The 26,353-nt window shown below is 69.5% G+C and carries 26 protein-coding genes; 17 read left to right on the top strand and 9 right to left on the bottom strand.

Features of this window, described 5'->3' with window-relative positions; genetic code table 11:
* Positions 1–68 precede the first annotated feature (68 nt).
* The 6 genes from rpsP (at position 69) to BN948_RS09900 (ending at position 3,997) form a co-directional block, all read left to right on the top strand.
* A complete protein-coding gene (gene rpsP / locus BN948_RS09925; protein WP_009518044.1) occupies positions 69–326 on the top strand; it encodes a 30S ribosomal protein S16 in 258 nt (85 codons plus the stop codon).
* A 7-nt stretch (positions 327–333) separates the two neighbouring features.
* Positions 334–921 (top strand): ribosome maturation factor RimM, encoded by a 588-nt coding sequence (gene rimM / locus BN948_RS09920; RefSeq protein ID WP_009518045.1) that lies wholly within the window; start codon positions 334–336, stop codon positions 919–921.
* A gap of 53 nt (positions 922–974) precedes the next feature.
* Positions 975–1,748 carry a tRNA (guanosine(37)-N1)-methyltransferase TrmD gene (trmD, locus tag BN948_RS09915; RefSeq protein WP_009518046.1) on the top strand — a complete coding sequence of 258 codons (774 nt, stop codon included), beginning with the start codon at positions 975–977 and terminating at the stop codon, positions 1,746–1,748.
* Between the two features lie 155 nt (positions 1,749–1,903).
* On the top strand, positions 1,904–2,260 hold the full coding sequence (gene rplS, locus BN948_RS09910) for a 50S ribosomal protein L19 (protein ID WP_009518047.1): 357 nt from the start codon (positions 1,904–1,906) through the stop codon (positions 2,258–2,260).
* A 65-nt stretch (positions 2,261–2,325) separates the two neighbouring features.
* Positions 2,326–3,018, top strand: coding sequence for a CoA pyrophosphatase (locus tag BN948_RS09905; RefSeq protein ID WP_009518048.1), 693 nt, complete (start codon positions 2,326–2,328; stop codon positions 3,016–3,018).
* A gap of 49 nt (positions 3,019–3,067) precedes the next feature.
* The gene (locus tag BN948_RS09900; RefSeq protein ID WP_035621468.1) at positions 3,068–3,997 is read left to right on the top strand and encodes a CobD/CbiB family protein; all 930 of its coding nucleotides are present in this window, start codon (positions 3,068–3,070) and stop codon (positions 3,995–3,997) included.
* A gap of 7 nt (positions 3,998–4,004) precedes the next feature.
* On the opposite strand, the gene rsgA is transcribed toward BN948_RS09900, so the two are convergent.
* From rsgA to BN948_RS09885, 3 genes are read right to left on the bottom strand one after another with little or no spacing between them, the layout of a single operon-like run.
* The gene (gene rsgA / locus BN948_RS09895) at positions 4,005–4,919 is read right to left on the bottom strand and encodes a ribosome small subunit-dependent GTPase A (protein WP_009518050.1); all 915 of its coding nucleotides are present in this window, start codon (positions 4,917–4,919) and stop codon (positions 4,005–4,007) included.
* Positions 4,919–5,239 carry a 4a-hydroxytetrahydrobiopterin dehydratase gene (locus BN948_RS09890; protein WP_009518051.1) on the bottom strand — a complete coding sequence of 107 codons (321 nt, stop codon included), beginning with the start codon at positions 5,237–5,239 and terminating at the stop codon, positions 4,919–4,921. The genes rsgA and BN948_RS09890 overlap by 1 nt, the downstream gene beginning before the upstream one ends.
* A gap of 2 nt (positions 5,240–5,241) precedes the next feature.
* Complete coding sequence (locus tag BN948_RS09885) at positions 5,242–6,519, bottom strand: M48 family metallopeptidase (RefSeq protein ID WP_009518052.1); 1,278 nt, start codon at positions 6,517–6,519, stop codon at positions 5,242–5,244.
* A 66-nt stretch (positions 6,520–6,585) separates the two neighbouring features.
* Here BN948_RS09885 and orn point away from each other — a divergent pair, with 66 nt between their 5' ends.
* The 3 genes from orn to BN948_RS09870 all read left to right on the top strand — a co-directional run bounded on the left by orn (position 6,586) and on the right by BN948_RS09870 (position 10,912).
* Positions 6,586–7,173, top strand: coding sequence for an oligoribonuclease (orn, locus tag BN948_RS09880; RefSeq protein ID WP_009518053.1), 588 nt, complete (start codon positions 6,586–6,588; stop codon positions 7,171–7,173).
* 68 nt (positions 7,174–7,241) lie between these two features.
* On the top strand, positions 7,242–8,822 hold the full coding sequence (locus tag BN948_RS09875) for an inorganic phosphate transporter (RefSeq protein ID WP_009518054.1): 1,581 nt from the start codon (positions 7,242–7,244) through the stop codon (positions 8,820–8,822).
* A 269-nt stretch (positions 8,823–9,091) separates the two neighbouring features.
* On the top strand, positions 9,092–10,912 hold the full coding sequence (locus tag BN948_RS09870) for a DEAD/DEAH box helicase (protein WP_009518055.1): 1,821 nt from the start codon (positions 9,092–9,094) through the stop codon (positions 10,910–10,912).
* A 43-nt stretch (positions 10,913–10,955) separates the two neighbouring features.
* On the opposite strand, the gene BN948_RS09865 is transcribed toward BN948_RS09870, so the two are convergent.
* Positions 10,956–11,582 carry a hypothetical protein gene (locus BN948_RS09865; RefSeq protein WP_035621465.1) on the bottom strand — a complete coding sequence of 209 codons (627 nt, stop codon included), beginning with the start codon at positions 11,580–11,582 and terminating at the stop codon, positions 10,956–10,958.
* Positions 11,583–11,695: 113 nt separating this feature from the next.
* A complete protein-coding gene (locus BN948_RS09860) occupies positions 11,696–12,211 on the bottom strand; it encodes a MarR family winged helix-turn-helix transcriptional regulator (RefSeq protein ID WP_009518057.1) in 516 nt (171 codons plus the stop codon).
* Positions 12,212–12,300: 89 nt separating this feature from the next.
* On the opposite strand from BN948_RS09860, the gene BN948_RS09855 reads away from it, so the two are divergent.
* The gene (locus BN948_RS09855; RefSeq protein WP_009518058.1) at positions 12,301–13,269 is read left to right on the top strand and encodes a tripartite tricarboxylate transporter substrate binding protein; all 969 of its coding nucleotides are present in this window, start codon (positions 12,301–12,303) and stop codon (positions 13,267–13,269) included.
* 14 nt (positions 13,270–13,283) lie between these two features.
* A complete protein-coding gene (locus tag BN948_RS09850) occupies positions 13,284–14,492 on the top strand; it encodes a flavin-dependent oxidoreductase (protein WP_009518059.1) in 1,209 nt (402 codons plus the stop codon).
* 1 nt (position 14,493) lies between these two features.
* On the opposite strand, the gene BN948_RS09845 is transcribed toward BN948_RS09850, so the two are convergent.
* Positions 14,494–15,486, bottom strand: coding sequence for an AraC family transcriptional regulator (locus BN948_RS09845; protein WP_009518060.1), 993 nt, complete (start codon positions 15,484–15,486; stop codon positions 14,494–14,496).
* Between the two features lie 156 nt (positions 15,487–15,642).
* Between BN948_RS09845 and BN948_RS09840 the strand changes: the two genes are divergently transcribed.
* Complete coding sequence (locus BN948_RS09840; RefSeq protein ID WP_009518061.1) at positions 15,643–16,998, top strand: tetratricopeptide repeat protein; 1,356 nt, start codon at positions 15,643–15,645, stop codon at positions 16,996–16,998.
* 176 nt (positions 16,999–17,174) lie between these two features.
* Here the strand turns inward: BN948_RS09840 and BN948_RS09835 are convergent, their stop codons facing one another.
* Positions 17,175–17,888 (bottom strand): response regulator, encoded by a 714-nt coding sequence (locus BN948_RS09835; RefSeq protein WP_009520404.1) that lies wholly within the window; start codon positions 17,886–17,888, stop codon positions 17,175–17,177.
* 118 nt (positions 17,889–18,006) lie between these two features.
* Here BN948_RS09835 and BN948_RS26930 point away from each other — a divergent pair, with 118 nt between their 5' ends.
* Entirely contained in the window at positions 18,007–18,411 is a 405-nt protein-coding gene (locus BN948_RS26930; protein ID WP_009520403.1) for a SirB2 family protein, read from the top strand.
* 31 nt (positions 18,412–18,442) lie between these two features.
* Here the strand turns inward: BN948_RS26930 and BN948_RS09825 are convergent, their stop codons facing one another.
* Positions 18,443–19,738, bottom strand: coding sequence for an NnrS family protein (locus tag BN948_RS09825; protein ID WP_009520402.1), 1,296 nt, complete (start codon positions 19,736–19,738; stop codon positions 18,443–18,445).
* A 207-nt stretch (positions 19,739–19,945) separates the two neighbouring features.
* On the opposite strand from BN948_RS09825, the gene BN948_RS09820 reads away from it, so the two are divergent.
* The gene (locus BN948_RS09820; RefSeq protein ID WP_009520401.1) at positions 19,946–21,859 is read left to right on the top strand and encodes a type IV pili methyl-accepting chemotaxis transducer N-terminal domain-containing protein; all 1,914 of its coding nucleotides are present in this window, start codon (positions 19,946–19,948) and stop codon (positions 21,857–21,859) included.
* Between the two features lie 61 nt (positions 21,860–21,920).
* The gene (locus BN948_RS09815) at positions 21,921–22,658 is read left to right on the top strand and encodes a response regulator (protein WP_009520400.1); all 738 of its coding nucleotides are present in this window, start codon (positions 21,921–21,923) and stop codon (positions 22,656–22,658) included.
* Positions 22,659–22,679: 21 nt separating this feature from the next.
* Here the strand turns inward: BN948_RS09815 and BN948_RS09810 are convergent, their stop codons facing one another.
* Positions 22,680–23,234: a hemerythrin domain-containing protein gene (locus tag BN948_RS09810; RefSeq protein WP_009520399.1), complete on the bottom strand. Its 555-nt coding sequence runs from the start codon at positions 23,232–23,234 to the stop codon at positions 22,680–22,682.
* 166 nt (positions 23,235–23,400) lie between these two features.
* On the opposite strand from BN948_RS09810, the gene BN948_RS09805 reads away from it, so the two are divergent.
* Both BN948_RS09805 and BN948_RS09800 read left to right on the top strand, forming a co-directional pair.
* On the top strand, positions 23,401–24,669 hold the full coding sequence (locus BN948_RS09805) for an MFS transporter (protein WP_009520398.1): 1,269 nt from the start codon (positions 23,401–23,403) through the stop codon (positions 24,667–24,669).
* A 6-nt stretch (positions 24,670–24,675) separates the two neighbouring features.
* Entirely contained in the window at positions 24,676–26,343 is a 1,668-nt protein-coding gene (locus BN948_RS09800; protein WP_009520397.1) for an MFS transporter, read from the top strand.
* Positions 26,344–26,353: the final 10 nt, after the last annotated feature.

Below are 26,353 nucleotides of genomic sequence, written 5' to 3'. Positions count from 1 at the left end.
AGCCGCGAACCGCAAGGTTCGCGATTCCCCGGAGTGCCGGGGTGTGCTCAACCACCCAAGGATAAATCATGGTCGTCATTCGACTCTCTCGCGGCGGTGCCAAGGCACGTCCGTTCTACACCATCGTCGCCGCCGACAAGCGTTCGCGCCGTGATGGCAACTTCATCGAACGCCTGGGTTTCTACAACCCCAACGCCAAAGGCGGCGAAGAGAAGCTGCGCATCGCCAGCGACCGCCTGAATTACTGGATCGGCGTGGGTGCCACCCCGTCCGACACGGTCGCGCGCCTGGTCAAGGAAGCCAAGGCCGCCGCCCCGGCCGCCTGATCGCGCCATGTCCGCGGCCCTGGTCGCGTCGGCCCTGCCGGCCGATGCCGTCGAACTGGGCCGCATCCAGGACGCCTGGGGCATCAAGGGCTGGGTCCGCATCCACCCCCACAGCGCCGACACCGACGCGCTGTTCGCCAGTCAAGACTGGTTTCTTCAGCCGCCCGAAGCCCGCTTCGCGCGCGGCTTTTCTGTTTTCTCGGGCTGCGTATCCGTGCGTGTGGCCGAGATCAGGGCCCATGCCGATGGCCTCGTCGCCCGGCTCGAGGGCGTGGACGACCGCAACCTGGCGGAGTCCCTCAAGGGCTGCCGCATCAGCCTGCCGCGCAGCGCCTTTCCCGAGCCCGAGGCGGGCGAGTTTTACTGGGTCGACCTGATCGGCCTCACGGTCGTCAACCGCGAGGGCGAGGCGCTCGGCGTGGTGCGCGACCTGATGAGCACCGGGCCGACCTCGGTGCTCGTGCTGGAATACCTCGACATGGTGGATGGCGAGGAACGCCCCGCCGAGCGGATGATTCCCTTCGTCGACGCGTACATCGACGACGTGGACCGCGCCGCGCGCCGCATCACGGCCGACTGGCACAAAGACTATTGACGTGCCCCCAAGCTGCGCCGCTGCGCGGGTCGCTGCCCTCCACAATCGCTGGTATGCGCTTCGACGTCATCACCCTGTTCCCCGAGCTGTTCGAGCCGTTTCTCGCGCACGGCATCAACCGCCGCGCGTTCGAGTCGAAGCAGGTCGACGTGCGCCTGTGGAACCCGCGCGATTTCGCCGAGGGCAACTACCGGCGCGTGGACGATCGCCCCTTCGGTGGCGGGCCCGGCATGGTCATGATGGCCGAGCCCTTGTGGCGCTGCCTGCAGGCGATCCGTGCCGAGCGTGCCGAGCCTGAGGGCGCGCGTGCCCCGGTGGTGCTGTTCTCGCCCGTGGGCAGTCGGCTGGACCACGCCGGCGTCGAGGCCTGGGCCAGCGGGCCGCTGGGTGCTGTGCTGGTTTGCGGGCGCTACGAGGGCATCGACCAGCGATTCATCGATGCCTGTGTGGATGTGCAACTCAGCCTGGGCGACTTCGTGCTTTCGGGCGGTGAGATCCCGGCCATGGCCCTGCTGGATGCCGTGGCGCGCCTGCAGCCCGGCGTGCTGGGCGACGAGGGCAGCCACCAGCAGGACAGCTTCAACCCGGCTCTCGACGGCCTGCTGGACAGCCCGCACTTCACCCGTCCCGAGCTCTGGCAGGGCCCGCAAGGCCCCCTGGGGGTGCCGCCGGTGCTGTTGGGCGGACACCACGAGCGCATCGAGCGATACCGGCGCGAGCAGCGCCTGGCGCTCACCGCCCGCCAGCGCCCTGACCTCATCGCCAGGGCCCGCGCCGAGGGCCGCCTGGCTGCGCAGGACGAGCGCTTCCTGCGCAGCCTGGGCTGAGCCGGCAGGACGTGGGTTCCGCCCGCCGGCCCGCTCTGGCTATAATGGTGGGCTTTTCGATCCTCTGGCCGGCCGCCGCGACCGATCGATGCCCTTGAAGGGCAACGGATTCGCGGCCTTTCGTGCAGCGCGGCCATGATCGTGGAACAGGAACCATGAACCTCATCCAGACCCTCGAGCAGGAAGAGATTGCCCGCCTCGGCAAGACCATCCCGCCTTTCGCCCCCGGCGACACCGTGATCGTCAGCGTCAACGTCATCGAAGGCACCCGCAAGCGCGTGCAGGCCTACGAAGGCGTCGTGATCGCCCGCCGCAACCGCGGCTTGAACTCCAGCTTCATCGTGCGCAAGATCTCCAGCGGCGAAGGCGTGGAGCGGACCTTCCCCCTGTACAGCCCGCTGATCGCCAAAATTGAAGTGAAGCGCCGCGGCGACGTGCGCCGCGCCAAGCTGTACTACCTGCGCGAGCGCAGCGGCAAGTCGGCCCGCATCAAGGAAAAGCTGGGCGCCTGATCCAGCACCCCGGAAAAAGCCGCTCCCCGGAGCGGCTTTTTTGTCGCCGGTCCGTCCATCCATCCATGACCGAACCCGTCGTCCACATCCCGCCGTTCGATCCGCGCACCGTGCCCGTGGTGGCCACGGGCACGAGTGAGGGCTTGGCGCCAGCGGCCGCGCACCGGCTCACCCCGGACGGTCTGCGCTCGTTGTTTGAGGCGCCGCCAATCTGGACACCCGAGTTCGTTCGCGAGCGGCGTTTCGCCGACCGCGAGCCGGCCGACGCGGCGGTGCTTCTGCCGCTGGTGGTGCGTGACGAACTGAAGCTGCTGCTCACGCAGCGTACGTCCACCCTGTCCACCCATTCTGGCCAGATCGCCTTTCCGGGCGGCAAGGTCGATCCGGAGGACGCCGACGCCGTGGCCGCCGCCCTGCGCGAGGCGCACGAGGAGATCGGCCTGCCCGCGCAGAACGTCGAGGTGCTGGGCACGCTGCCGGTCTACATCACCGGCACGGCCTTTCACGTGACGCCGGTGGTGGCTCTGGTGCAGCCGGGTTTCGTGCTGCAGCCCAACCCGCACGAGGTGGACGACGTCTTCGAGGTGCCGCTGGGCTTCCTGATGGACCCGCGCCACCACCGCCGCCACCTCATGAACCTCAACGGCACCGTGCGCGAGTGGTATTCCATGCCCTGGCACGACGGCCAGCATGAGCGCTTCATCTGGGGTGCCACGGCCGGCATGCTGCGCAACCTGTACCGCTTGCTCACGGCCTGAGTCGCGTGCGGTGAAGGCGTGGGCCCGGGGGCCCACTATCATCGGCCCCATGGGTTTTCTGGCCATCCTGCTGGCGCTGCTCATCGAGCAGGCTCGTCCCCTGTCGTTCAACAACCCCGTGCACGCCGGTCTGCGCGCCTGGGGCCGTGGCGTGCGCCGCAACCTCGACGCCGGCCAGTCCTCGCACGGCTGGCTCGCCTGGCTGCTGGCCGTGGGGGTGCCCTCGGCGCTGGCGGCGCTGATCTACCACGGCCTGTGGGAGCTGAGCGGGGTGCTGGCCTTCGTGTGGACGGTGGCGGTGCTCTACGTGACGCTCGGGTTTCGCCAGTTCAGCCATCACTTCAGTGAGATCCGCCGCAGCCTGGAGGACGGCGACGAGCGCGCTGCGCGCGAGCAGCTGGCGCAATGGCTGAGGGTGGACGCGAGTGCCTTGCCGCGCGCCGAATTGCTGCGCCAGGTGATCGAACACTCGGTGCTGGCGGCGCACCGTCACGTGTTTGGCGTGTTCGTGTGCTTTCTTGTGTTCTGGGTGATTGGCCTGGGCCCGGCGGGCGCAGTGATCTACCGCCTGGCCGAGTACCTGTCGCGCAACTGGCGCGGGCGCGCCGATGGCACGCCCAGCGAGGCGCTGCGCCGGGCCTCGGCCACCGCCTGGCGCTGGATAGACCACGTGCCCGCGCGCATCACGGCGCTGGGTTTCGCGGTGGTGGGCAACTTCGAGGAAGCGGTGGCGAGCTGGCGCGCCGACGCCGAGCGCTTCGCGCCTGGCAGTGACGGCGTGGTGCTCGCTGCCACATCCGGGGCCATCAACGTGCGCCTGACGCCGCAGGACCCGGCGAACCCGGTGCCTGACGAGACCGACCCCAGTGCGCGCCCCGAACCCCAGCTGGCCCACCTCGGCAGTGTGGTCGGCCTGGTGTGGCGTGCGGTGGTGCTGTGGATGCTGCTGCTGGCGCTGCTGACGCTGGCGCGGGTGTAGCGGCCGTTCAGTACGTTCGCTTGTTGCTCAGCTCGTCGAACAACTCGTTGTAGAGCCGGTAGCGCCCCTCGTCGATCGCCAGCGGGTCGTTCGCCGGATCGGCCCCCACGTGTGACCGCACGCCGCAGCCCGGCTCATGCCGGTGCGTGCAGTTGTAGAAACGGCAGGCGCCCAGGGTGGCGCGCAGGTCGGGCATCAGTTGCGCGAGGCGCTGGGCCTCCAGGTGGTGCAGGCCGAATTCCTGGAAGCCCGGCGAATCGATGAGTGCGCTTTCCCGCGCCGCGTCCAGCCAGTACCAGGTGGTGCTGGTGGTGGTGTGGCGCCCGGTGTTGAGCGCGCGCGAGATCTCGCCGGTCTGGGCGCGAGCCTCGGGCACCAGTCGGTTCACCAGGGTGCTCTTGCCCACGCCCGAGGGGCCCAGCACCAGGGTGTGGCGGCCGGTGAGGCGCTCGCGCAGGGCGTCCAGGCCCTGGCCCTGTTGCAGGCCCAGCGGCAGCACGGCGGTGCCCATGCGCCGGTAGGCCTCCAGTCGTACCCAAGCCTGCGCGAAGGCGTCGCCCAGGTCTTGCTTGTTGAGCACGATGAAGGCGCTGATGCCCTCGGCTTCGGCCGCGAGCAGGGCGCGCGTGAGCTGGCTTTCGGAGAACACAGGCTCGGCCGCCAGCAGGATCAGCACCTGGTCGAGGTTGGCCGCGAAGGCCTTGGTGCGCATCTCGTCCTGCCGGTAGAACAGGTTGCGCCGCGTCTCGATGCGTTCGATGCTGCCCTCGTCGCCCGTGGGCTGCCAGGCGACGATGTCGCCCACCACCACCGCGCTCTTCTTGCCGCGTGGGTGGCACAGCGTGCGCTGGCCGTCTTCGCCCTCCACCAGGCAATGGCGGCCGTGGGCCGCCACCACACGGGCGGGACGCGTGCCGCCCATCAGGACGCGAGCAAGGCGTTGACCGCCGCCGCGCAATGGAAGTCGCTCACCGATATGCCGTTCACGTCGTGGGTGTTGAAGCGCAGGGTGCAGCGGTTGTAGCCGAAAGCCGCGTCGGGGTGGTGGTCCTCGCGGTGGGCGATCCAGGCCATGGCGTTCACGAAGGCCATGGTCTCGTGGTAGTTGGCGAACTTGAAGGTGCGCTCGATCGAGCCGTCGATGAGCTTCCAGCCATCGGCCTCGCTGCCGTTGAGCTGGCTGAGCTGAGTGACGATCTCGGTAGCGTTGAGCGCGCGGCGGTTCTGGTGGATGGGATTCATGGTCAGGCGCTCTTAGGCGAGGCGGTTTGCAGACGCGCCAGACGTTCGCTGGCGGGGGGGTGGGAGTAGTAGAAGCGCGCGTACAGCGGGTCGGGAGTGAGCGTGCTGGCGTTGTCCTTGTAGAGCTTGAGCAGGGCGCTGGCGAGGTCGGTACCGCGCGTCTTCTCCTTCGCGAAGGCGTCGGCCTCGAACTCATGCTTGCGCGACAGTTGCGCGGCCAGTGGCGACAGGAAGTAGGTGAACAGGGGCACCGCCAGCAGGAACAGGATCAGCGCAAGGGCGTCGTTGGGCGCGCCCAGGTCGGGCTCCACGCCGAGGCCGGTGTAGAACCAGGCCTGCGAGGCCGCCCAGCCCAGCGCCGCGAAGCCCACGAAGCTCAGCGCGAACAGCATCAGCACGCGCTGCGTGATGTGGCGCAGGCGGTAGTGGCCAAGCTCGTGCGCCAGCACGGCGTCGATCTCGTCGGGCGTGAGTTGCTGCAGCAGGGTGTCGAAGAACACCACGCGCTTGGCCGAGCCAAAGCCGGTGAAGTAGGCGTTGGCGTGCGCGCTGCGCTTGCTGCCATCCATGACGAACAGGCCCTGGGCCGAGAACCCGCAGCGCGCCATGAGCGCGTTCACGCGGTCCTTCACGGACTCGTCGGCGAGCGGCTCGAATTTGTTGAACAGTGGCGCGATGAGCGTCGGGTAGAGCACCAGCGCGAGCAGGTTGAACACCATCCACACGCCCCAGGCCCACAGCCACCAGGTGTCGCCGGCCGCGCTCATGAGCCAGAGCACCAGCGCCGCCAGCGGCAGACCGATGACCGCGCCCAGCAGGCTGCCTTTGAGGCCGTCGGCGATCCACAGGCCCAGGCTGGTCTTGTTGAAACCGAAGCGCTCTTCGAGGCGGAAGGTGGCGTACCAGGAGAAGGGCAGGCCCAGCAGGCCGCCGATGAGCGCGAAGGTGGCGATCAGCGCGAGCTGTTGCCAAAGGCTCGGGCCCATGAGGTCCAGCAGCGCGAGGTTGAGGGCGTTCAGGCCGCCGAGCAGCGTCCAGCCGATGAGCACGGCGGTTTCGAAGGCGGTGGCCAGCAGCCCGAAGCGGGCTTTGGCGATGGTGTAGTCGGCGGCCTTGCGGTGCGCGTCGAGCGCAATGGTGGCATCGAACGGCGTGGGCACCTGGTCGCGGTGGCGCGCCACGTGACGGATCTGCCGGCTGGCCAGTGCGAAGCGCGTGAGCAGGCCCAGCACCAGCAGGGTGCAGAAAACGGCGGTGAAGGCGAGGGAGGCGGTGTCCATGAAGGCGCCAGTCTACCGGCGCCCATGCGTCAGCGCCGGCCCGGGCAGATGACGGAGAATCGCGGGATGAGTTCGAATCCCGCTGATATCACCGCCCCCGAGATGCCCGCGCTCGCGAAGAACGACCAGAACCTGGTCTGGATCGACTGTGAAATGAGCGGTCTGGACCCCGAGAAGGAGAGGCTGCTGGAGATCGCGGTGGTCATCACCGGCCCTCAGCTCACGCCGCGCATCGAAGGCCCCGTCATCGTGGTCCACCAGAGCGACGCAGTGCTCGACGCCATGGACGCCTGGAACAAGGGCACGCATGGTCGCAGCGGTCTCATCGACAAGGTTCGCGCCAGCGCCGTGAGCGAAGCCGAGGCCGAGCAGCAGCTCATCGACTTTATCGCGCGCTACGTGCCCAAGCAGGCCTCGCCGCTGTGCGGCAACACCATCGGGCAGGACCGCCGCTTCCTCGTGAAGTACATGCCCCGGCTCGAGGCCTACCTGCACTACCGCAACGTCGACGTGAGCACGCTGAAGGAATTGGCCAAGCGCTGGCGCCCGGAGGTGGTCGACGCCTTCAAGAAGCGTCAGATGCACACCGCGCTGGCCGACGTGCACGAGTCCATCGACGAACTGGAGCACTACCGCGCGCAGTTCCTGCGCTGAGCCGGTCATCGCGGCGGCTGGCCTGCTGTGATGATGTGACAATGTGACGACGTTCACACAGATTTCACATGAAGAAGAAATCCCGTCCCTTCGTCGAGCGCCACTTCGAGGCGCTGCAACTGGCCACTGCGGTGGCCTTTCTTTTGCTGGTGGGCTTGTACGCCTCGCTCACTGGCGCGGCCGACGCGGGGTTGAGCCGCACGGCGGTGTGGTTGCTGATCATCGCGGCCGCGGTCGGCGCCTACATGGCCATGAACATCGGCGCCAACGACGTGGCCAACAACATGGGCCCGGCCGTGGGTTCGGGCGCCATGACCATGGGGTGGGCGATCGTCGTCGCGGCGGTGTTCGAGGCCCTGGGCGCCATCGTCGCCGGCGGTGACGTGGTCAGCACGATCAAGGGCGGGATCATCGACCCGGCTGACATCGCCGACCCGACCTTGTTCGCCTGGGTGATGTTCTCGGCCCTGCTGGCCGGCGCGCTATGGCTCAACCTGGCCACGGCACTGGGTGCGCCGGTGTCCACCACGCACTCCATCATCGGTGCCGTCATGGGCGCGGGCATCGCCGCGGGCGGCTGGGGCCTGGTGCATTGGCCCACCATCGGCGCGATCGTCGCGAGCTGGGTCATCTCGCCGGTCGCCGGGGCGCTGATCGCCGCCGCCTTCCTGTACCTCATCAAGCGCAGCGTGACCTACCGCACCGAGAAGACCGAGGCCGCCGCGCGCGTCGTGCCGGTACTGATCGCGCTGATGGTGTGGTCCTATACCACCTACATGCTGCTCAAGGGCGTGAGTCAGATCGTCAAGGTGTCTTTTCCTGTTGCGCTGATCGCGGGTCTGGCCGTGGCAGCGCTGGTCTGGGCCCTCGTCCGCCAACCCATCGGCCGCATCGCGCTGCGCCAGGACAACTCCAAGGACGGGGTCAACCAGCTCTTCACGTGGCCGCTGGTCTGCTCCGCCGCGCTCCTGAGCTTCGCGCACGGTGCCAACGACGTGGCCAATGCCGTGGGCCCGCTGGCTGCCATCTACGAGGCCGTGAAGGAAGGCGCCATCGCCACCACGGCGGGTACGCCGATGTGGATCATGGTGCTGGGCGCGATCGGTCTGTCGGTGGGCCTGGGGTTGTACGGCGCCAAGCTCATCCGCACCGTGGGCAAGGAGATCACCGAACTCGACCAGATGCGGGCGTACTCCATCGCCATGGCCGCCACGCTCACCGTGATCGTGGCCTCGCAATTGGGCATGCCGGTGTCGACCACGCACATCTCCATCGGCGCCGTGTTCGGCGTGGGTTTCTTGCGCGAGTTGCTCAAGGTCAACTACGCCAAGATGGAGGCCGTGGTGCGCGCCGGCCACCAGGGCGCCGACCGCGAGGAGGTCGAGGCCTATATGCAGCGCTTCGAGGCCGCCGAGGTGCAGGAAAAGAAGCAGATGCTGGCCGACATGAAGCAGCGCGCCAAGGTACGCGGCCTGGACGGCGCGGTGTTCGACAAGGGCGAACGCAAGGCCTTCAAGAAGGCCTACAAAAAGGAAATCGTGAAGCGCTCGGTGGTCATGCGCATCGTGGCGGCCTGGATCGTCACCGTGCCGGCCACGGCGGTGCTGGCTGCGCTGCTGTTCCACCTGGTGGCTGCGGTCATGGCCTGACCAACACTTGGGGTTTTCCCCGATCTGTGCGAGAATTAGAGGCTTCGCTGGCAACGGCGAAGCCTTTTGTGCATTGGCCTCACACACCCGGCCCCTGAACACCGCCCGCCATTCAGCGCGAGCGAGCAGGGGCCACCGCTTCCGGGCGGACCGTTTGTGGTTGATGTTGTGTAACCACGAACGGATCCGACGCCCCGGGGCTTGAATCTCCCCTCCGCGCGGCATTCGGTCATTGGCGCCCCATTCATTTGCGGGGCGCAGGAACGAACATGAGCGACGCTTTCGAAGCGCGCGGCGAAACTTCGCCCGCGATCTCTCCCGAACAACAACAGCAAGCGCCGGTAGACGCCAGCGCCTTCGCCGCGCTGGGTCTGGCCCCCGAACTCGTGTCGGCCGTGGCCGACCTGGGCTACACCCAGCCCACGGCCGTGCAGGCCAAGGTGATGCCGCTGGCCATCAAAGCCGAAGGCGCGGAGCGCTACGCCGACCTGATGGTCTCCAGCCAGACCGGCAGCGGCAAGACGGCGGCCTTCCTGCTGCCCGTGCTGCACACCCTCATCGAGCAGCAGACCGCGCGCGAAGCGGCCGAGCGCGCCGAGCGCGAGCGGCTGGTGGCCGAAGCCACCGCGCGCGGCGAGGCAGCGCCCAAGGCGCCCAAGCGCAAGAACCCGCTGCTGCCGCGCCACTTCAAGGCCGCCACGCCTGGCGCCCTCGTGCTGTGCCCCACGCGCGAACTCGCCCAGCAGGTAGCGCACGACGCCATCGACCTGGTGCGCCATTGCCGTGGCCTGCGCATCGCCAGCGTGGTGGGCGGCATGCCTTACCAGTTGCAGATTGCCAAGTTGCAGAACGCCGACCTCGTGGTGGCCACGCCGGGCCGCCTGCTCGACCTGCAGCGCTCCATGCAGCTCAAGCTCGACCAGGTGCAATTCCTGGTGGTCGACGAAGCCGACCGCATGCTCGACCTGGGCTTCGCCGACGACCTTGCCGAGATCAACGCTCTGACCGCGCAGCGCCGCCAGACCATGATGTTCAGCGCCACCTTCGCCCCGCGCATCCAGCAACTCGCCATGCGCGTGATGCACGACAACGGCAAGCACGTGCAGAAGGTGCAGATCGACAGCCCGCAGGAACAGCATGCCAACATCAAGCAGGTGCTGTTCTGGGCCGACCACGCCGACCACAAGCGCAAGCTGCTCGACCACTGGCTGCGCGACGCCTCGATCAACCAGGCCATCGTGTTCGCCAGCACGCAGATCGAATGCGACGGCCTGGCCACCGAACTGCAGCAGGCCGGCTTCGCGGCCGTGGCGCTGCATGGCGCGCTGAGCCAGGGCCTGCGCAACCGCCGTCTCATGGCGCTGCGCAACGGCCAGGTGCAGATTCTCGTGGCCACCGACGTGGCCGCGCGCGGCATCGACGTGCCGACCATCACCCACGTCTTCAACTTCGGGCTGCCGATGAAGGCCGAGGATTACACGCACCGGATCGGCCGCACCGGCCGTGCCGGCCGCGATGGCCTGGCCGTCACCTTCGCCGAGTTCCGCGACCGCCGCCGCATCAGCGACATCGAGGCCTACACGCAGCAGCGCTTCAAGGCCGAGGTGGTGCCGGGCCTGGAGCCGCGCGAGCGCCCGCCGGCGCCGCGCCGCGAGGCATGGTCGCAGGACCGCCGCGGTGGCGGTGGCCGCCCGGGTGGCCGTCCGGCCGGCCGTGGCGAGGGCTGGGGCCCGTCGCGTGGTGAAGGCCGCGCGCCCTACGGCGAGGCGCGCCCTTTCCGTAGCGAGGGCCGTGCGCCCCATGGCGATGCACGCCCCACGCGTGGGGAAGCGCGTGCGCCGTACAACAACGAGCCGCGTGCGCCCTACAACGGCGAAGCCCGTGCCCCGCGTGGCGATGCCCCGCGCGGCGACGTGCGTTTCTCGCGCGGTGAAGACCGTCCGGCCCCGTCCCGCGGCTGGGGCCAGCGCCCCAACGGCGGCGCGCGTGAAGGTGGCTTCGGTTCGCGCGAAGGCGGCTTCGGCGGCCCGCGTGGCGGTGGCTTCGGTGACCGCACCGGTGGTCCACGCGGCGGTCGCCGCGACCGCTGAGCCCCAGCGCCCGGTCCATTCGATCAGCGCCGCGCGGCGGCGCTCACATCTCGAGCCACTCCAGCACTTCCCACGTGCCTGCGAGTGGCTCGTCGCCATTCACTGTGGCCAGATCCATGCCCAGGCGCTGAAGGCGCCACGCTCGCTCGCGCCCGTCCACTGGCGCCTGGTTCGTGCGTTCGACGTGCCAGTGCGTGCCCGTTTCATCCAGTCGGCCGAAGGCCAGGTCGGGCGCGCCGTGGGGAGTGGGCCTGAAGTGCAGCAGGTATTCCCCGCAGACCAGCAAGCGCTCCTGCGTGGGCAAGCCCTGCGTGTCGCGTCGCGCGAGCGCGATGCGACACCCCCGCGAGGCTGGCAGGCGTTCCCACACCGCCAACTGGCGTTCGCGCAAAGCGGTCTGCACGATGCGGTCGGGCGTCTGGAACACGCTGTGTTCAGCGCCGGGGCCGCTGCGCGGGCCCAGCGTGTCGTCCGGGTCGCTCAGGGCACCGTGCCAGTTGCCGGTCTGCACCCAGCGGACCCAACTCGTGGTGTCGCGGCCTGCCGGTGTTTCGAGCAGGGTGCGGGCCCACACGCCCTGGTACGCCGACGCCACCGCCAGCGGCGCGTGCGGGGCCACGCCGAGCGGGCCTGTGGTCGTCGCCAGTTCATGTGACTCGATCGTTTGCACGCTACTTTGCCCCCGTGTGCGGTGATCGTCCGCGCCGGTGCGGACGGCGGGATCGACAAATCCCTTTCCGCAGGCCATAGCAATCGTCGGGCCAGCCTTGCGCTGGCGCCCGCTCAGCTGGGGGAGTGGCGCGTGCGCGTGCGCGGCGCACAGGCCTCAGCGGCATTGGCTTCCAGCGGCACAAAGGGCGCGCGAGCCTCGTCGGCCAAGCCGTCGGTAAGTGTTTGCAACAGTTCGATCAACTGGCGCCGTTGGGCCGGCGTGAGGGGCGAGAGCAGGCGCTGGTAGGCGCGCTCGGCCGGTTCGCGCGCGGCGGCCAGCAAGGTCTCACCCTCGGGGGTGAGGCTCACCGTCATCTGGCGGCGGCTCACGCTGGAGCGCTCGCGCGATACCAGGCCCCGCTCCTCAAGGCCCTTGAGCACGCGCATCACCGTCACCTTGTCGAAGGCCAGCGCGCGCGACAGCCGCGTCTGGTCAAGCCCCGGCTCGGCCGCCAGCACGGTGAGCACCCCATACTGTGCTGGCGTGAGCCCAACGCTGGCGCAGGCGTTCTCGAACACCGCCGCCGAAATCTGGTGCGTGCGGCGGAGCAGGAAACCGGGACGCTGGTAAAGGTCGTTCAAGGTCATGGCGTTCGTCGGGCGATCGGGATTCTACGGATGTGCGACAGGCGAACTTTCTGGAACATGGATAGCATGCTAACGATCGGAGACATCGCATGAACCCAGGCATTCCGTTCACCCGCCGCGGCCTTGTCGCTCTGGCGCTGCTCGCTACGGCGGGCCAGGCCGCCGCGCAGGAAGGCCCGCTGCGCCTCATCGTGCCCTTCACGCCGGGCACCGGTATCGACCTCATCGCCCGCACCGTGGGGCCCAGGCTGTCCGAGCGCCTCAAGCGCCCGGTGGTGGTGGAGAACCGCGCGGGCGCCTCCGGCAACATCGGCACCGAGGCCGTGGTGCGCGCCGCGCCCGACGGCAGCACCTTGCTGGTGAGCGTGAACACGCTGGTGATGAACCGCAGCCTGTACCCGCAGATGCCCTTCGACCCGCTGCGCGACCTGCAGCCAGTGAGCCTGACGAGCTGGGGCCAACTCATCCTGGTGACGCACCCGCGTTCGGGCTTCAAGACGGCGGCCGATCTGATCGCCGCCGCGAAGAAGGCCCCCGGCAAGCTCAACTACGCCTCGCCCGGCGTGGGCACGCCGCACCACCTGTCGATGGAGCTCTTCAAGAACACCGCCAAGGTCTTCCTCACGCACATTCCCTACCGCGGCACCGGCCCGGCCGTCACCGACATGATCGGTGGCCAGGTCGACGCCATGTTCCTGCCCATCCACGTGGCGCTGCCGCAGGTGCGCAGTGGCCGGCTGGTGGCTTTGGGCATCGGCAGCGACAAGCGCCACCCGCTGCTGCCCGACCTGCCCACACTGAGCGAGGCCAAGGCGGGCGATGTGAACGTGGACATGTGGTACGGCGTCTTCGCGCCCAAGGGCATGCCCGCCGCGCAGGTGGCCACGCTCAACCGCGAGATCAACGACATCCTGCGCAGCGAGGAGGTGAAGAAGGCCTTCGAGGGCCAAGGCATGGACCCGGCGAGCGACACGCCCGAGGGCTTTGCGAAGCTCGTGAACAGGGACGCGGACCGCTGGGCCGCGCTGATCAAGGCGCAGGGCATCAAGGCCGAATGAAGCAGGACACGACCATGAAGATCGCGGTGGTGGGTGGCGGCATCGGAGGGCTGGCATTCGCTCTGGGCCTGAAGCAGCGCGGGCTGGATTGCGATGTGTATGAGGGCGCGCCCGAAGTGAAGGAACTGGGTGTGGGCATCACGCTGCTGCCGCACGCCATGCGCGAACTCGACACCCTGGGCCTGACGGCCGAGCTGGAAGCGATCGCCATCGAGAACCGCGAGAGCGTGTTCTTCAACCGCTGGGGCCAGTTCGTCTACAGCGAGCCGCGTGGGCGCCACGCTGGCTACCCCTTGCCCGAGCTGGGCATCCACCGCGGCAAGCTGCACGGCGTGCTCTGGCGCGCCGCGCAGCAGCGCCTGGGCGACGCGCGCCTTCACACCGGCCACCGCTGCGTGGCCATCGAACCCGGGGCTCAGGGCGCCACGCTGCGCTTTGACAACGGCGCGTCCGCGCGAGCCGACGTGGTGGTGGCTTGCGATGGCGTGAACTCGGTGATCCGCCGCCACTTCCACCCGCAGGACAACGTCTGCTACGCCGGCATCAACACCTGGCGCGGCGTCAGCGTGCACAAGCCCATCCTGGACGGCAAGAGCTACCTCCGCATCGGCAGCATCGACACCGGCAAGATGGTGATCTACCCCATCGTCGACAACGTGGACGGCCAGGGCAACCAACTCATCAACTGGGTGGCCGAGATCCGCGACCCGCGCGCGCCCATGAACGACTGGAACAAGCCCGGTCGCGTGGAGGACTTCCTGCCGATCTTCCAGGACTGGCGCTACGACTGGCTGGACGTGCCCGCGCTCATCGCTGGCGCGCAGCAGATCTTCGAGTACCCCATGGTCGACAAGAACGCCCTGCCGCACTGGGGCGAGGGCCGCGTCACCTTGCTGGGCGACGCCGCGCACCCCATGTACCCGCGCGGCTCCAACGGCTCGGCGCAAGCCCTGATCGACGCGCGCACGCTGGCCGATGAACTCGCCGCCACGCCGGGCGACCCCGAGGCCGCGCTGCGCCGCTACGAAGCCATGCGCCTGCCCGCGACCGCGAAGGTGGTGGAGACCAACCGCAGCCTGCCGCCGGACTTCATCATCATGAAGGCCGACGAACTCAGCGGCGGCCAGCCCTTCACGCGCATCGACGACCTGATCAGCCAGGACGCGCTGCGCGAGATCTCCGAGAACTACAAGCGCATCGCGGGCTTCTCGCTCAAGGCCTGACTCAGGGTGCCAGCGAAGGCGCAGCCGCCTGCCGGCGCCGCCAGGCCGCCGGCGATTCATTGAAGGCGCGCTTGAACGCCCGGTGAAAGGCGGGTTCGCTTTCGTAGCCCGCCACCTCGGCAATGCGCGCGATCGGCTCGTCGGTCTCGCGCAGGCGCTCGGCCGCCAGGCGCATGCGCTGTTGTGCGAGGTAGCGCATGGGTGGCTCGCCCACCAGCGCGGTGAAGCGCTCCGCAAACGCCGAGCGCGAAGCACCCACCAGGCGGGCCAGCTCCTCCGTCGTCCAGGCGCGCTGGCGTTCGCCGTGCAGCAGCGCCAGCGCACGGCCCACCTTGGCGTCGCGCAGGCCAGCCAGCCAGCCCTGGCCGCCCTCGGGCCGAGCCACCAGGTACTGGCGCACCGCGTCGGCGAACAGCAGTTCGGCCAGCCGGCTCAGCACGCTGGGCGTGAGCCCGTGCTGCGAGCCGCCGGGCTGCGCCGCAAAGCGCAGAGAACTCTCGACCCACTGCGCCGACGCCGGATCTCCCAGGTGCAGGTGCAGCACCTGGGGCAGCGCCGTCAGCAGCGGATCGTTCACGTTGTCGTGTCCCAGGTAGCCACAGAAGAAGCGGGCACCCACCCGTTGACCGGGGTGCACCAGCTGCAGCACGCCGTGTCCGCCAGCGCGGTGTTCCAACTCCTCCACCGGCAACGGCGGCGCGGCCAGGTCGCTGCCCAGGCGGTGGCGGTGGTTGCGCGGCAGGATCGCCAGGTCGCCCGCGCGCAGCTCGATCGCCGCGGATGCACCGTCCACCTGCAGCCGCATCGATCCCTCGCACACGAAGTGGTACGCGATCACCTCGCGCGGCAGAGGGGTGAACTCCGCGCAGTCCTCCGGCCCCACCTGCGACAGCACGCACCAGGGTTCGCCGAACTCGGCCTCCACGAACACGCCGCCGCGCAGGCGCAGCGCGCGCAGCACCTCGTCCAGGGCGTGATCGGGGGCGTCGTTCATACAGGTGTGGGAGGGGCGCGGCGGATCGGCAACAAAACGCAGCGGCGCGGAGATGGCCGCCTCGGCGCGCGCTCCCTAGATTAAGGGCACCGGCACCGCGCGGGCAATGACTGCCCGTCGCGTCCGCCGGATTCTTCAAACCACGGAGCAATCTTCATGATCACCGACGCACAAGGCCAGGCGCTGTCGGGCGCCACGCGCGAGGCAGCGCACCATTTCGACCAGGCCGTCACCGCCTTCAACCTGTACCGCGGCGACCCCATCGCCGCGCTGGACACCGCCCTGGCGCTGGCGCCGCGCTTCGCCATGGCCGCGCTGCTCAAGGCGCACCTGATGGCCGTGGCCACCGAGCCTGCCGCCACCCAGGCCGCGCGCGGTTTGCTGGCCACAGTGGCCTGCTGGCCGCTCAACGATCGCGAGCGCTCGCACCTGGCGGCGGCCACGCGCATCCTGGACGGCGAGTGGTCGTCGGCGGCCGTGCTGCTGGACCGCCACCACGTCGAGTACCCGTTCGACATCGTCGCGCTGCAGGTTGGGCACCTAGTGGACTTCTTCCGCGCCAACGCCCGCAGCCTGCGCGACCGCATTGCGCGCACGCTGCCGCAGTGGTCCGCCGACACGCCGGGCCATGGCGTGCTGCTGGGCATGCTGGCCTTCGGACTCGAGGAGTGTGGCCAGTACGCCCAGGCCGAGGACACCGGCCACGCCGCCCTGCAGGCCGAGCCACGCGACTGCTGGGCCCATCACGCGGTGGCGCACGTGATGGAGATGCAGGCGCGCCATGAGGACGGCATCGACTGGGCGCGGGTGCGCGAGCCGCACTGGTCGGGCGCCGACAACTTCTTCCAGGTGCACAACTGGTGGCACCGGGCGCTGTGCCACCTGGAGATCGGCGAGGCCGATGAGGCGCTGTCGCTGTACGACGGACCCATCCGCGCCAGCCGCAGCGCGGTCGCGGTGGACATGGTGGACGCCTCGGCCCTGCTGTGGCGCCTGCACCTGGGCGGGTACGCGCCGGGGGAGCGCTGGAACGAACTGGCCACCGCCTGGGACGCGCACGCCGATGGCGGCAGCTACGCCTTCAACGACTGGCACGCCGCCATGGCCTGGCTGGGTGCCGGGCGCGAGGCCGAGGTGCGCGCGCTGGAGGCGCGGCTGCGCCACGCGGGTGAGCGCGGCGAAGCGACGCGCTGGGCGGCAGAGACGGGGGCTGATCTGGTGGCCGGCTTCGCGGCCTTCTGGCAGGGTGATTTCGAGCGTGCCATCGAGTGCCTGTGGCGCGCGCGCCCCATCGTCAACCGTTTCGGTGGCAGCCACGCGCAGCGTGACGTCATCGACTGGACCCTGAGCGAGGCCGCCTTGCGCGGTGGCCAGCGCGGATGGGCCGAAGCCCTGGCGCACGAGCGCATGGCGCAGCGCCCCGACAGCGGCATGAACCGGGTCTTTCTGCGGCGCGCGCTGGCGCTGGCGCCAGTGGGGCAGACGGAGCAGCCCGCGCGTCAGGCGGCCTGATGGGCCAGGAGCGCGATCCGCCGCCGGGCCGCCCCAAGGCGGATCAGCCCCCTCGGGGGGCAGCGACCCGCGCAGCGGCGCAGCGTGGGGGCATGTTTCGCCGTCGGGCCGCCCCAAGGCGGATCAGCCCCCTCGGGGGGCAGCGACCCGCGCAGCGGCGCAGCGTGGGGGTCCGATCAGTCCTCGCCGCTCATGGTGACCAGCAACTGGATCACCTCGGCGCACTCTTCCTGGATGCGCTGGACAGGATAGAGCTCGGCCGAGCTGGCACCGGCAGGGACGCGCTCGCGCAGCGTCTCGGCCTGCAGCAGGATGGCCGAGATGCGCTCGAACAGCTCGGAGGTGATGGCGTGCACGTCCATCGTGGCCGGCGCGGCCGCAGGGGCTGCAACCGGCGCGGGAGGCGGCGCGGGGGCGGGCGCCGGCGGTGCCGGGCGCTCGGCTGCCTTGCGCACGGGCAGCGGGCGCTCGTCGAGCTCGATGTACTCCATCACCTCGCCGCTGAGGATCTGCTCCAGCCGCAGGCGGATCAGGTCGCGGTCGATCGGCTTGGTGAAGAAGTCCAACACGCCGGCGTCGAACGCGCGCTGGCGGTACGCGGAGGTGTTGTGCGAGGTGACCATCACCACCTTGGTGTTGGCCAGCGCGGGCTTCTCGCGCATGCGCGCGATCACCTCGTAGCCGTTGAGGTCGGGCAGCTCGGCGTCGATCACCAGCAGGTCGGGCTGGTGCTGGGCCAGCTTGATCAGGGCGTCGTCGCCGCGCACGGCGAAGTGCAGTTGCGCGATGTCGAGCAGGGTGCGGGCGAGCAAATGCACCATGCCCGGATCGTCGTCGACGATCAGGATCTTGTGGCGCCGGGGCGCCGGGGTCGGTTGGGATGGCGACATGGCGCTCTCCTGGAACTGTCGTGGGACGGGCGAGCCACGCGCGCTCGCCCTCGATGGAAACATCGGCGCCACGCCACGCATCTTGAGCCCACGCGGCCGCGCCGCCGACAATCCTGCCATGTCCTGGGACCTCGCCTCAAGCTATTCGGTCTTGCGCGCCGCGCACATCGCCCTGGTGATTGGCAGCGTTTCCGTGTTCGCCGCGCGCGGCATGGGGGCCTTGTTTGGCGGCCAATGGCCCCTGCGCGCCGTCTGGGGCCGCCTGAGCATGGGGATCGACGCCCTGTTGCTGCTGGCCGGCGCGGCACTTTGGGTGCTCATGCAGCACGATCCGCTGCGCGAGCCCTGGCTGCTGGTCAAACTGCTGTTGCTGCCGGTCTACGTGGTACTGGGTGCGCTGGCGCTGCGGCGCGCGCCCACGCGCGGCCTGCGGGCCGTGTGCCTGGTCGCCGCGCTGGGCGTGGTGGCGCTGATGGCGATCAGCGCGCGTACGCGCCTTCCGCTGGGACTCGCCATCGGCTGAGACGGTTCGCCCTGGCCAACCGCCGGCCGGTTTACCCGGGTTTGCCGTCGGGCCGGACTTGCCCATACCAGCGCAGCAGGCGCAGCCCCCACGGGCCCACCGCCAGCAGCCACAGCCCGGCGGTGGTGGCTGCCAGCCCACCCACCCACTGCGGCGGCGCCACTGCCGTGGCGATGCGCAGCAGCGTCGCCAACTGCAGCACCAGAAAAGCCCACCACGAGATCCGATCGGCGAGCAGCGCGCGCCCGCCGTGGCCGCAGGACACGCGGGTGACCATGGCCAGCATCAGCGAGCCCAGGAAACCCATGGTGGTGGCGTGCAACGCGGCCAGCGGGGCCAACGGCACGCCACTGATCCAGCCCCAGACCTGGCCGACACCATCGATCAACAGGCCCAGGCCAAGCCACACGAAACCCAGGTGCAGCATGGCCAGCAGCCGGATCGACAGGCTCTGGGCCAGGCCCCAGACGAAGGCCAGCCACAGCACCACGAAGCCGGCCACCAGCATCGCGAAGCCTTCGAAGGCGCGCCACATGCTGGCGTCCAGGCCGGCCAGCGTCAGCCAGGGCCCCAGCGCCTTGAGCGCCACCGTCGCCACCAGGGCGTGCAGCACCCACATCGGCCGCCACAGCCGCACCAGCGGCAGGGCGCTGGAGGTGAAGAAGGGGACCATGCGGTGCACCACCGTCACGTAAACCAGCGCGACGAAGCCCCACAGGGCGGTGTGCAGCCAGCGCCGCGCGGCCTCGGGTTCGTCCTGCACCAGGGCCGCCGCCAGACCCAACAGGCTGAGCACGCCGATCGTCCAGCCCAACGCGACCAGGCGGGCGTGCGCGGTGTCGTCGGCCTCGCTCGCGCGCAGCAGGCCCAGGAAGCGCGTGCCGGCCAGCGCCTGCCCGGCCGCCGCCAGGAGCAGGGCCAGCGCCGCGACCCAACCCGACAGGTGCACGCCCAACAGCCACAGAGGCCAGGCGATTGCCTGCAAGGCCACCGAGGGCAGCACCGCGCGCGCCTCGGGCCCGGCCACGCCCAGCCACTTCGGCCCCGCCGTGAACAGAAAGCCGATGAAGAACAGCGGCATGAAGCCGTGCACCATCAATACGCCGTGCCCCAGGCTGGGCGACACCGCCAGCGGCCCCGGAGGCAGCCAGCCCAGACGCGCCAGTTGCACCCAAAGCCACCACAACGAGCCCAGCACCAGCACCGCCGTGGCGCCCGCGAACGCCAGCCGGTGCGGCGCGCGCAGCAGGTGCGTCCAGCGCCAGCGGGCGTCGGCGGGTGGGGCGGGTCGGGCGCTGGCGGTGGCCAGGGGGATGTGTCGGTTCACGGTGCGTGGTGCGGATTCGGGGGCAGACCCGGGTCACTGTGCCGCCCAAGGCGCCCGCGCGCCATCCTTCGAAGGGCAGCCCCAGCCGGCCGCTGCGCACCAGGTCCATCCTCCGGAAGAACGATGCGCGCGCCACGTGCGGCCGCGGCGCGCGTGACAGGGGTGCACCCCTGGTCGACAATGCCTGCGCCCCCAGGCCCCACACCCATGTCCTTCCCCGCCCGCGCCTGGCCCCGCCAGCTCTCCACCAAGTTCGTGCTCATCGCCCTGACGATGCTGCTGTTGGCCTTGCTGTCCATCGGCCTGACCATGTGGGTGACGCGCCAGCTCGAAGGCGGAGCCGCGGCCGTGAACGAAGCGGGCCGCCTGCGCATGCAGGCCTGGCGCCTGGTGAGCGCCTGGCAGGGTGGACGTGACCCGGTTCAGGTGCAGGCCCTGGTGGCCGAGGTCGACGACACGCTCACGCTGCTGTCACGCGGCGACCCTGTGCGCCCGCTGGCCGTGCCCTGGAGCGACAACAGCCGGCAGGGCTTTGCCGCCATCGAGCGCCGCTGGAACGCCCTGCGTCCGATCTGGGCGGCAAGCGCGGCCCCGGGGGCGGACCTGGCCCGTCTGACGGCCGACATCGACACGCTGGTCGAGCGCATCGACGCGCTGGTGCGGGCCATGGAGTCCACCATGTCCCGCTACACGGCTGTACTCAACCTGTTCCAGTTCGTCATGATGGCCATGGCGGTGGCCGCGGCCGTGGTGTCGCTCTACGTGGGGCAGCTGTTTGTGATTCACCCGCTCAAGCGGCTGCGCGCCGCGCTGCGGCAGGTGGAAGCGGGCGACTTCTCCGCGCGCGTGGAGGTCGACTCGCACCGCGAATTCGCCGAGCTCGCGGCCGGCTTCAACCACATGGCCCAGCGGCTGCAGGGCCTGTACCACGGCCTGGAGCTTCAGGTGCAGGCCAAGACGCGCGACCTGGAGGCCAAGCGTGCGCGGCTGGCGGCGCTCTACGAGGTCAGCTCGCTGATCGTCGAGGCGCGCTCGCTCGACGAACTCGCGCGCGGCTTCGCGCGCAAGCTGCGCGCCGTCAGCGGTGCCGACGCGGTCGCCATCCGCTGGAGCGACGAAGGCACGCGACGCTACCTCATGCTCGCCAGCGACTGCCTGCCCGAGCAACTGGTGGAGGAAGAGCAGTGCCTGGAGGCAGGCCAGTGCGCCTGCGGCCAGCCTCCCGCCACCGCGCGCACGCGCGTGATCCCCATCGCCACCGCGGAGGACCGCTCCCTGGGCGGTTGTGCGCAGGCGGGATTTGTCTCACTGGTCGGCGTACCCATACGCCACCAGGAACGCCTGTTGGGCGAGCTCAACCTGTTCTATCGGCACGAGGTGTTGCTGGGTGAGGACGACCGCGGCTTGTACGACGCGCTGGCCGGCCACCTTGCCAACGCGGCCGAGAACCTGCGCGCCCAGGCCCTGCTGCGCGAGGCGGCCGTCAGCGACGAACGCGGCCTGCTCGCGCGCGAGCTGCACGACTCCATCGCGCAGTCGCTCTCGTTTCTCAAGATCCAGGTGTCCCTGCTCAAGTCGGCCATGGAACGCGGCGACCCGGCCGCGGTGCCGGCCATCATCCAGGAGATAGAGGCCGGTGTGATCGAGAGCACGCACGACGTGCGCGAGCTGCTGGTGCACTTTCGCACCCGCACCGACGGCGACAACATCGAAGACGCGCTGCGCACCACGCTGCGCAAGTTCGAGCGCCAGAGCGGCCTGAGCGCTCACCTGGACGTGCAAGGCCACGGCGTGCCGCTGCCCTCCGACGCGCAGTTGCAGGTGCTTCACGTTCTGCAGGAAGCGCTGTCCAACGTGCGCAAGCACGCCAGCGCGAGTGAGGTCTTCCTCGACGTGCGGCGCGGCCCGCGCTGGCAGTTCACCGTGCGCGACAACGGCCGTGGTTTTGCCACCGAAAGCCTGCGCGACGCCGACACGCATGTGGGCCTGCACATCATGCGCGAGCGCGCGCAGCGCATTGGCGCGAGCGTGCGGGTTCGTTCCAGCCCCGGTGGCGGTACCGAGGTTTCGCTGGACGTGCCCGCGCCCGCAGCCGCGGCCGAACCCCAGGGCATCGCATGAGCGACGCCCGGCCGTTTCCGAGGCGCTCGGCCTCGGAGGGTGCAACGCGGAGGTTTCTGCCGTGAGCGACGCGCCCATCCGCCTTCTCGTGGTCGACGACCACCACCTCTTCCGCCGCGGCCTGATTGCCTTGCTGGCCCAGGACACTGGCTTGGCGGTGGTCGGCGAGGCCGGCGACGCCACGGCCGCCATCGGCCTGGCCGAGCGGCTTCGGCCCGACCTGGTGCTGCTCGACAACCACATGCCTGGCGTCACCGGCATCGACGCGATCGCTGCCATCAAGGCCTCCGCGCCCGCCGCGCGGGTGCTCATGCTCACCGTGAGCGAGAACGAGGCGGACCTCGCCCGGGGCCTGCGGTCGGGCGCTGATGGCTACCTGCTCAAGACCATCGACACCGCCGACCTCGCGGCCTCGATCCGGCGGGTGGTCGAGGGCGACTCGGTGATCAGCCCGGAAATGATGGGCAAGCTGGTGGCCCTGCTGCGCCGCGACACCGTGAGCGAAGCCACGGGCGGCGTACCGGCCGCCAAGTCGCACGCGGCGTCTGCGGCACCGCAGCCGGCCGCGCGTGCCGTGCCCGAACCGCCCCCGTCCGACCCGATCCACTCGCTCTCGCCGCGAGAGCGCGAAATCCTGCGCCTCATCGCGCACGGTGACAGCAACAAGCACATCGCCCGCGCGCTCGACATCGCCGAGACCACGGTGAAGATCCACGTGCAGCACATCCTGCGCAAGCTCGACCTGAGCACCCGCGTGCACGCGGCGGTCTACGCGAGTGAGCGCGGATTGCTCGCCTGAGAAGGCGTGAACGGGCTCGCCTCAAGGCGCCTCGATGCCCCGCCGCTCGCGCATCGCGGCACCGATGCGCGCGAGCGTGGCGTCGCCGAGCAGGTGGGCAGCCATGGGCAGCAGCTCGCGTTCCTCGCGTTCGATATGCGTGACGTAGGCGGACACGAACGCCTCCACCGTGTCGCCCGACAGAGCCGGGCCATCGCCGCCGCGCACGCACTCCAGTTGCGCTTCCAGCCGCCGCCACAAGTCCTCCAGCGCCCGGTGGTCTTCGATCAGTGAACGCGTGAGCCGGCGCACGGCCGCGTGGTCCACCTCGCCGGCCGCATCCAGCAGGGCGGGAAACAGATCCACCTCCTCATCGGCATGGTGGTGCGGCGCGGCCTGGCGGAAATAGCGCAGCACGGCCTCGGCCGCTTCCACGGCCGCGTGGTCCGCGCCCTGGGCCGGCAGGTGAGCGCACAGGCGCCGCAGTGTCTCGCACTGCGTCTGCACGCGGCCGTGGCAGGCCGAGAGCATCTCCAGCGGCACTTCGGTGGTGGCGGTGTCCCGGGCCTGGCCGGGCAGGGCGATGCGCAGAACCATGGCCGCATGGTAGGTCCGGTGGCCTCGGCCCGGTTGTTGCCGGGGCATACGCCGTCCGGAGGATGCCGCGCGTACTCCCTTCGCCGCCAGGCGCTCGCCCGTGCGAAGGATGGTCGCGGGACCAACGAAAAAGCACAGTCGACGCCATGGTCAATGGAGCGCCTCCATGAGCGACGACACCAACAAAACCCGCCAAGCCTGGTCCGTGCTGATCGTGAGCACCTGGTCCTTCACCGTGTGCTTCATGGTCTGGATGATGTTCGGCGTGATCGGCATTCCGATCCGCCAGATGCTGGACCTCAACGCCACGCAGTTCGGCCTGCTCACCGCCACGCCCGTGCTCACCGGCTCCCTGGTGCGCGTGCCGCTGGGCATCTGGACGGACCGCTACGGCGGGCGCATCGTGATGGCGCTGCTGATGGCAGCCACCGTGCCGGCGATCTGGCTCATGGCCTACGCCACGCAGTTCTGGCACTTCCTGGCCATCGGCCTGTTCGTGGGCCTGGCCGGCGGTTCGTTCTCGGTCGGCACCCCTTACGTGGCGCGCTGGTTCCCCAAGCACCGGCAAGGCATGGCCATGGGCGTGTACGGCGCCGGCAACAGCGGCTCGGCGGTCAACAAGTTCGTGGCGCCGGTGATCCTGGTGGCCTTCGGCTGGCAGATGGTGCCGCAGGTGTACGCGGCCATCATGGCCGGCACCGTGCTGCTGTTCTGGCTGTTCAGCCACAGCGACCCGGCGCACCTCGTGCCCAGCCAGGTGAGCTTTGCGCAGCAGCTCAAGGCCTTGAAGGACCCGAAGGTTCTCAAGTACTGCCAGTACTACAGCATCGTCTTCGGCGGCTACGTGGCGCTGGCGCTGTGGATGGTGCAGTACTACATCGGCGAATACGGCCTGGACATCCGCGTGGCCGCCTTGCTGGCGGCCTGCTTTTCGCTGCCGGGTGGCGTGCTGCGCGCCGTGGGCGGCGTGCTCAGCGACAAGTACGGCGCGCACACGGTCACCTGGTGGGTGCTGTGGGTGAGCTGGATCTGCCTGTTCCTGCTGAGCTACCCGCAGACGCAGTTCACCGTCACCACGGTCAACGGCCCGCAGACCTTCCACATCGGGCTGAACGTCTATGCCTTCACCGCGCTGATGTTCGTGCTGGGCGTTGCCTGGGCATTCGGCAAGGCCAGCGTCTTCAAGTACATCGCCGACGACTACCCCGGCAACATCGGTGCCATCAGCGGCATCGTCGGCCTGGCCGGCGGCCTGGGTGGTTTTGTGCTGCCCGTTCTCTTCGGCGTGCTGCTCGACGTCACCGGCATCCGCTCCAGCGCCTTCATGCTGCTCTACGGCGTGGTCTGGGTCTCGCTCATCTGGATGTACTGGACCGAGGTGCGCCAGACCGAGGTGCTGGGCCGCCACGCCAAACCCTTCTCACTTCAAGGCTGAACCGCCATGAACACCCCGCACACACCGGGCACACGGGACACATCGTTCGAGCACCGCCTCGCCACGCGTCCCGACATCGACGACTGGCGCCCCGAAGACGAACAGTTCTGGGAGAGCACCGGCAAGCGCATCGCCTACCGCAACCTCTGGATCTCGATTCCCGCGCTGCTGTGCGGCTTCGCGGTCTGGGGCATGTGGGGAATCATCACGGTACAGATGCTCAACCTGGGCTTCCCGTTCACGCAGGCCGAGCTGTTCACGCTCACCGCCATCGCGGGCATCTCGGGCGCCACCATGCGCATCCCGGCCTCGTTCTTCGTGCGCCTGGCCGGTGGCCGCAACACCATCTTTCTCACCACCTCCATGCTGCTGGCGCCGGCCATCGGCACCGGCATCGCGCTGCAGCACCCCGAGTGGCCACTGTGGGTGTTCCAACTGATGGCCTTGTGGTCGGGCGTGGGCGGCGGCAACTTCGCCTCCAGCATGTCCAACATCAGCACCTTCTTCCCGAAGCGGTTGCAGGGCACGGCGCTGGGCCTCAACGCGGGCCTGGGCAACTTCGGCGTCACCACCATGCAGATCGTCATTCCGCTGGTGATGACGGTGGGCATTTTCGGCAGCTTCGGTGGCGAGCCCATGCTGCTGCAAAAGGACAGCGGCTGGATCTTCGGCAAGATCGCCGCGGGCACGCCCACCTGGATCCAGAACGCCGGCTTCGCCTGGCTGCTGTCGCTGGTGCCGCTGAGCGCCGTGTGCTGGTTCGGCATGAACAACCTGCGCACCGTCTCGCCCGACGCGGGCCACCCGCTGATGGCCTACGCCCGGATCACCTACCTCTACACGCTGGCCTTCGTTCCGGCCATCGCCATCCTCTACGTCTACCTGCCCGCGCCCACCGGGCTGGGGCTGCTCAACATCTGGGTGGCGGTGCTGCTGGACATCGTGATGGCCTTGCTGGTGATGCGACTGGCTGCCTTCGGTCCCATGAAGGAGGGCGTCGCCAAGCAGTTCGCGATCTTCCGCAACAAGCACACCTGGTCGCTCACCGCGCTCTACATCGTCACCTTCGGCTCCTTCATCGGCTTCTCCATGGTGCTTCCCCTGGCCATCACGGTGATCTTCGGCTTCCAGCACATCCCCGACGCCGCGGGCGTGATGCAGCACACCCTGAAGAACCCGAACGCGCCCTCCGCGCTCACCTACGCCTGGATCGGCCCCTTCGTGGGCGCGGCGGTGCGGCCCGTGGGCGGCTGGATCTCCGATAAGGTGGGCGGCTCCATCGTCACGCAGATCATCTCGGCCGTGATGGTGGCGGCCTCGGTGGCGGTGGGCTACGTGATGATGCAGGCCTACGCCTCACCCACGCCCGAACAGCACTTCGGCACCTTCCTCGGCCTGTTCGTGGTGATCTTCATCGCCAGCGGCATCGGCAACGGCTCCACCTTCCGCACCATCGGCGTCATCTTCGATCGCCAGCAGGCCGGCCCCGTGCTGGGCTGGACATCGGCCGTGGCCGCCTACGGCGCCTTTGTTGCACCGGTGGTCATCGGCGCGCAGATCAAGGCCGGCACACCGCAGCTTGCCATGTACGGCTTCGCGGCCTTCTACGCCGCCTGCCTGGTGCTGAACTGGTGGTTCTACCTGCGTCGCGGCGCAGAGATCCGCAACCCCTGATCGCCACGCC

Source organism: Hydrogenophaga intermedia (assembly GCF_000723405.1).
Taxonomy (GTDB): Bacteria; Pseudomonadota; Gammaproteobacteria; order Burkholderiales; family Burkholderiaceae_C; genus Hydrogenophaga; species Hydrogenophaga intermedia.
The sequence above is the reverse complement of the archived record's forward strand: the minus strand, read 5'-3'. Positions and strand labels throughout refer to the sequence as shown.

Excerpts from the sequence above, each read along its gene's own strand:
- BN948_RS09900 (WP_035621468.1), top strand. The coding sequence starts at position 3,068 with ATGGGTTTTCTGGCCATCCTGCTGGCGCTGCTCATCGAGCAGGCTCGT.
- BN948_RS26930 (WP_009520403.1), top strand. The coding sequence starts at position 18,007 with ATGTCCTGGGACCTCGCCTCAAGCTATTCGGTCTTGCGCGCCGCGCAC.
- trmD (WP_009518046.1), top strand. The coding sequence starts at position 975 with ATGCGCTTCGACGTCATCACCCTGTTCCCCGAGCTGTTCGAGCCGTTT.
- orn (WP_009518053.1), top strand. The coding sequence starts at position 6,586 with ATGAGTTCGAATCCCGCTGATATCACCGCCCCCGAGATGCCCGCGCTC.
- BN948_RS09800 (WP_009520397.1), top strand. The coding sequence starts at position 24,676 with ATGAACACCCCGCACACACCGGGCACACGGGACACATCGTTCGAGCAC.
- BN948_RS09850 (WP_009518059.1), top strand. The coding sequence starts at position 13,284 with ATGAAGATCGCGGTGGTGGGTGGCGGCATCGGAGGGCTGGCATTCGCT.
- rimM (WP_009518045.1), top strand. The coding sequence starts at position 334 with ATGTCCGCGGCCCTGGTCGCGTCGGCCCTGCCGGCCGATGCCGTCGAA.
- BN948_RS09845 (WP_009518060.1), bottom strand. The coding sequence starts at position 15,486 with ATGAACGACGCCCCCGATCACGCCCTGGACGAGGTGCTGCGCGCGCTG.
- BN948_RS09810 (WP_009520399.1), bottom strand. The coding sequence starts at position 23,234 with ATGGTTCTGCGCATCGCCCTGCCCGGCCAGGCCCGGGACACCGCCACC.
- BN948_RS09875 (WP_009518054.1), top strand. The coding sequence starts at position 7,242 with ATGAAGAAGAAATCCCGTCCCTTCGTCGAGCGCCACTTCGAGGCGCTG.
- BN948_RS09905 (WP_009518048.1), top strand. The coding sequence starts at position 2,326 with ATGACCGAACCCGTCGTCCACATCCCGCCGTTCGATCCGCGCACCGTG.
- BN948_RS09835 (WP_009520404.1), bottom strand. The coding sequence starts at position 17,888 with ATGTCGCCATCCCAACCGACCCCGGCGCCCCGGCGCCACAAGATCCTG.
- BN948_RS09820 (WP_009520401.1), top strand. The coding sequence starts at position 19,946 with ATGTCCTTCCCCGCCCGCGCCTGGCCCCGCCAGCTCTCCACCAAGTTC.
- BN948_RS09860 (WP_009518057.1), bottom strand. The coding sequence starts at position 12,211 with ATGACCTTGAACGACCTTTACCAGCGTCCCGGTTTCCTGCTCCGCCGC.
- BN948_RS09805 (WP_009520398.1), top strand. The coding sequence starts at position 23,401 with ATGAGCGACGACACCAACAAAACCCGCCAAGCCTGGTCCGTGCTGATC.
- BN948_RS09885 (WP_009518052.1), bottom strand. The coding sequence starts at position 6,519 with ATGGACACCGCCTCCCTCGCCTTCACCGCCGTTTTCTGCACCCTGCTG.
- rpsP (WP_009518044.1), top strand. The coding sequence starts at position 69 with ATGGTCGTCATTCGACTCTCTCGCGGCGGTGCCAAGGCACGTCCGTTC.
- BN948_RS09840 (WP_009518061.1), top strand. The coding sequence starts at position 15,643 with ATGATCACCGACGCACAAGGCCAGGCGCTGTCGGGCGCCACGCGCGAG.
- rplS (WP_009518047.1), top strand. The coding sequence starts at position 1,904 with ATGAACCTCATCCAGACCCTCGAGCAGGAAGAGATTGCCCGCCTCGGC.
- BN948_RS09870 (WP_009518055.1), top strand. The coding sequence starts at position 9,092 with ATGAGCGACGCTTTCGAAGCGCGCGGCGAAACTTCGCCCGCGATCTCT.
- rsgA (WP_009518050.1), bottom strand. The coding sequence starts at position 4,919 with ATGGGCGGCACGCGTCCCGCCCGTGTGGTGGCGGCCCACGGCCGCCAT.
- BN948_RS09855 (WP_009518058.1), top strand. The coding sequence starts at position 12,301 with ATGAACCCAGGCATTCCGTTCACCCGCCGCGGCCTTGTCGCTCTGGCG.
- BN948_RS09890 (WP_009518051.1), bottom strand. The coding sequence starts at position 5,239 with ATGAATCCCATCCACCAGAACCGCCGCGCGCTCAACGCTACCGAGATC.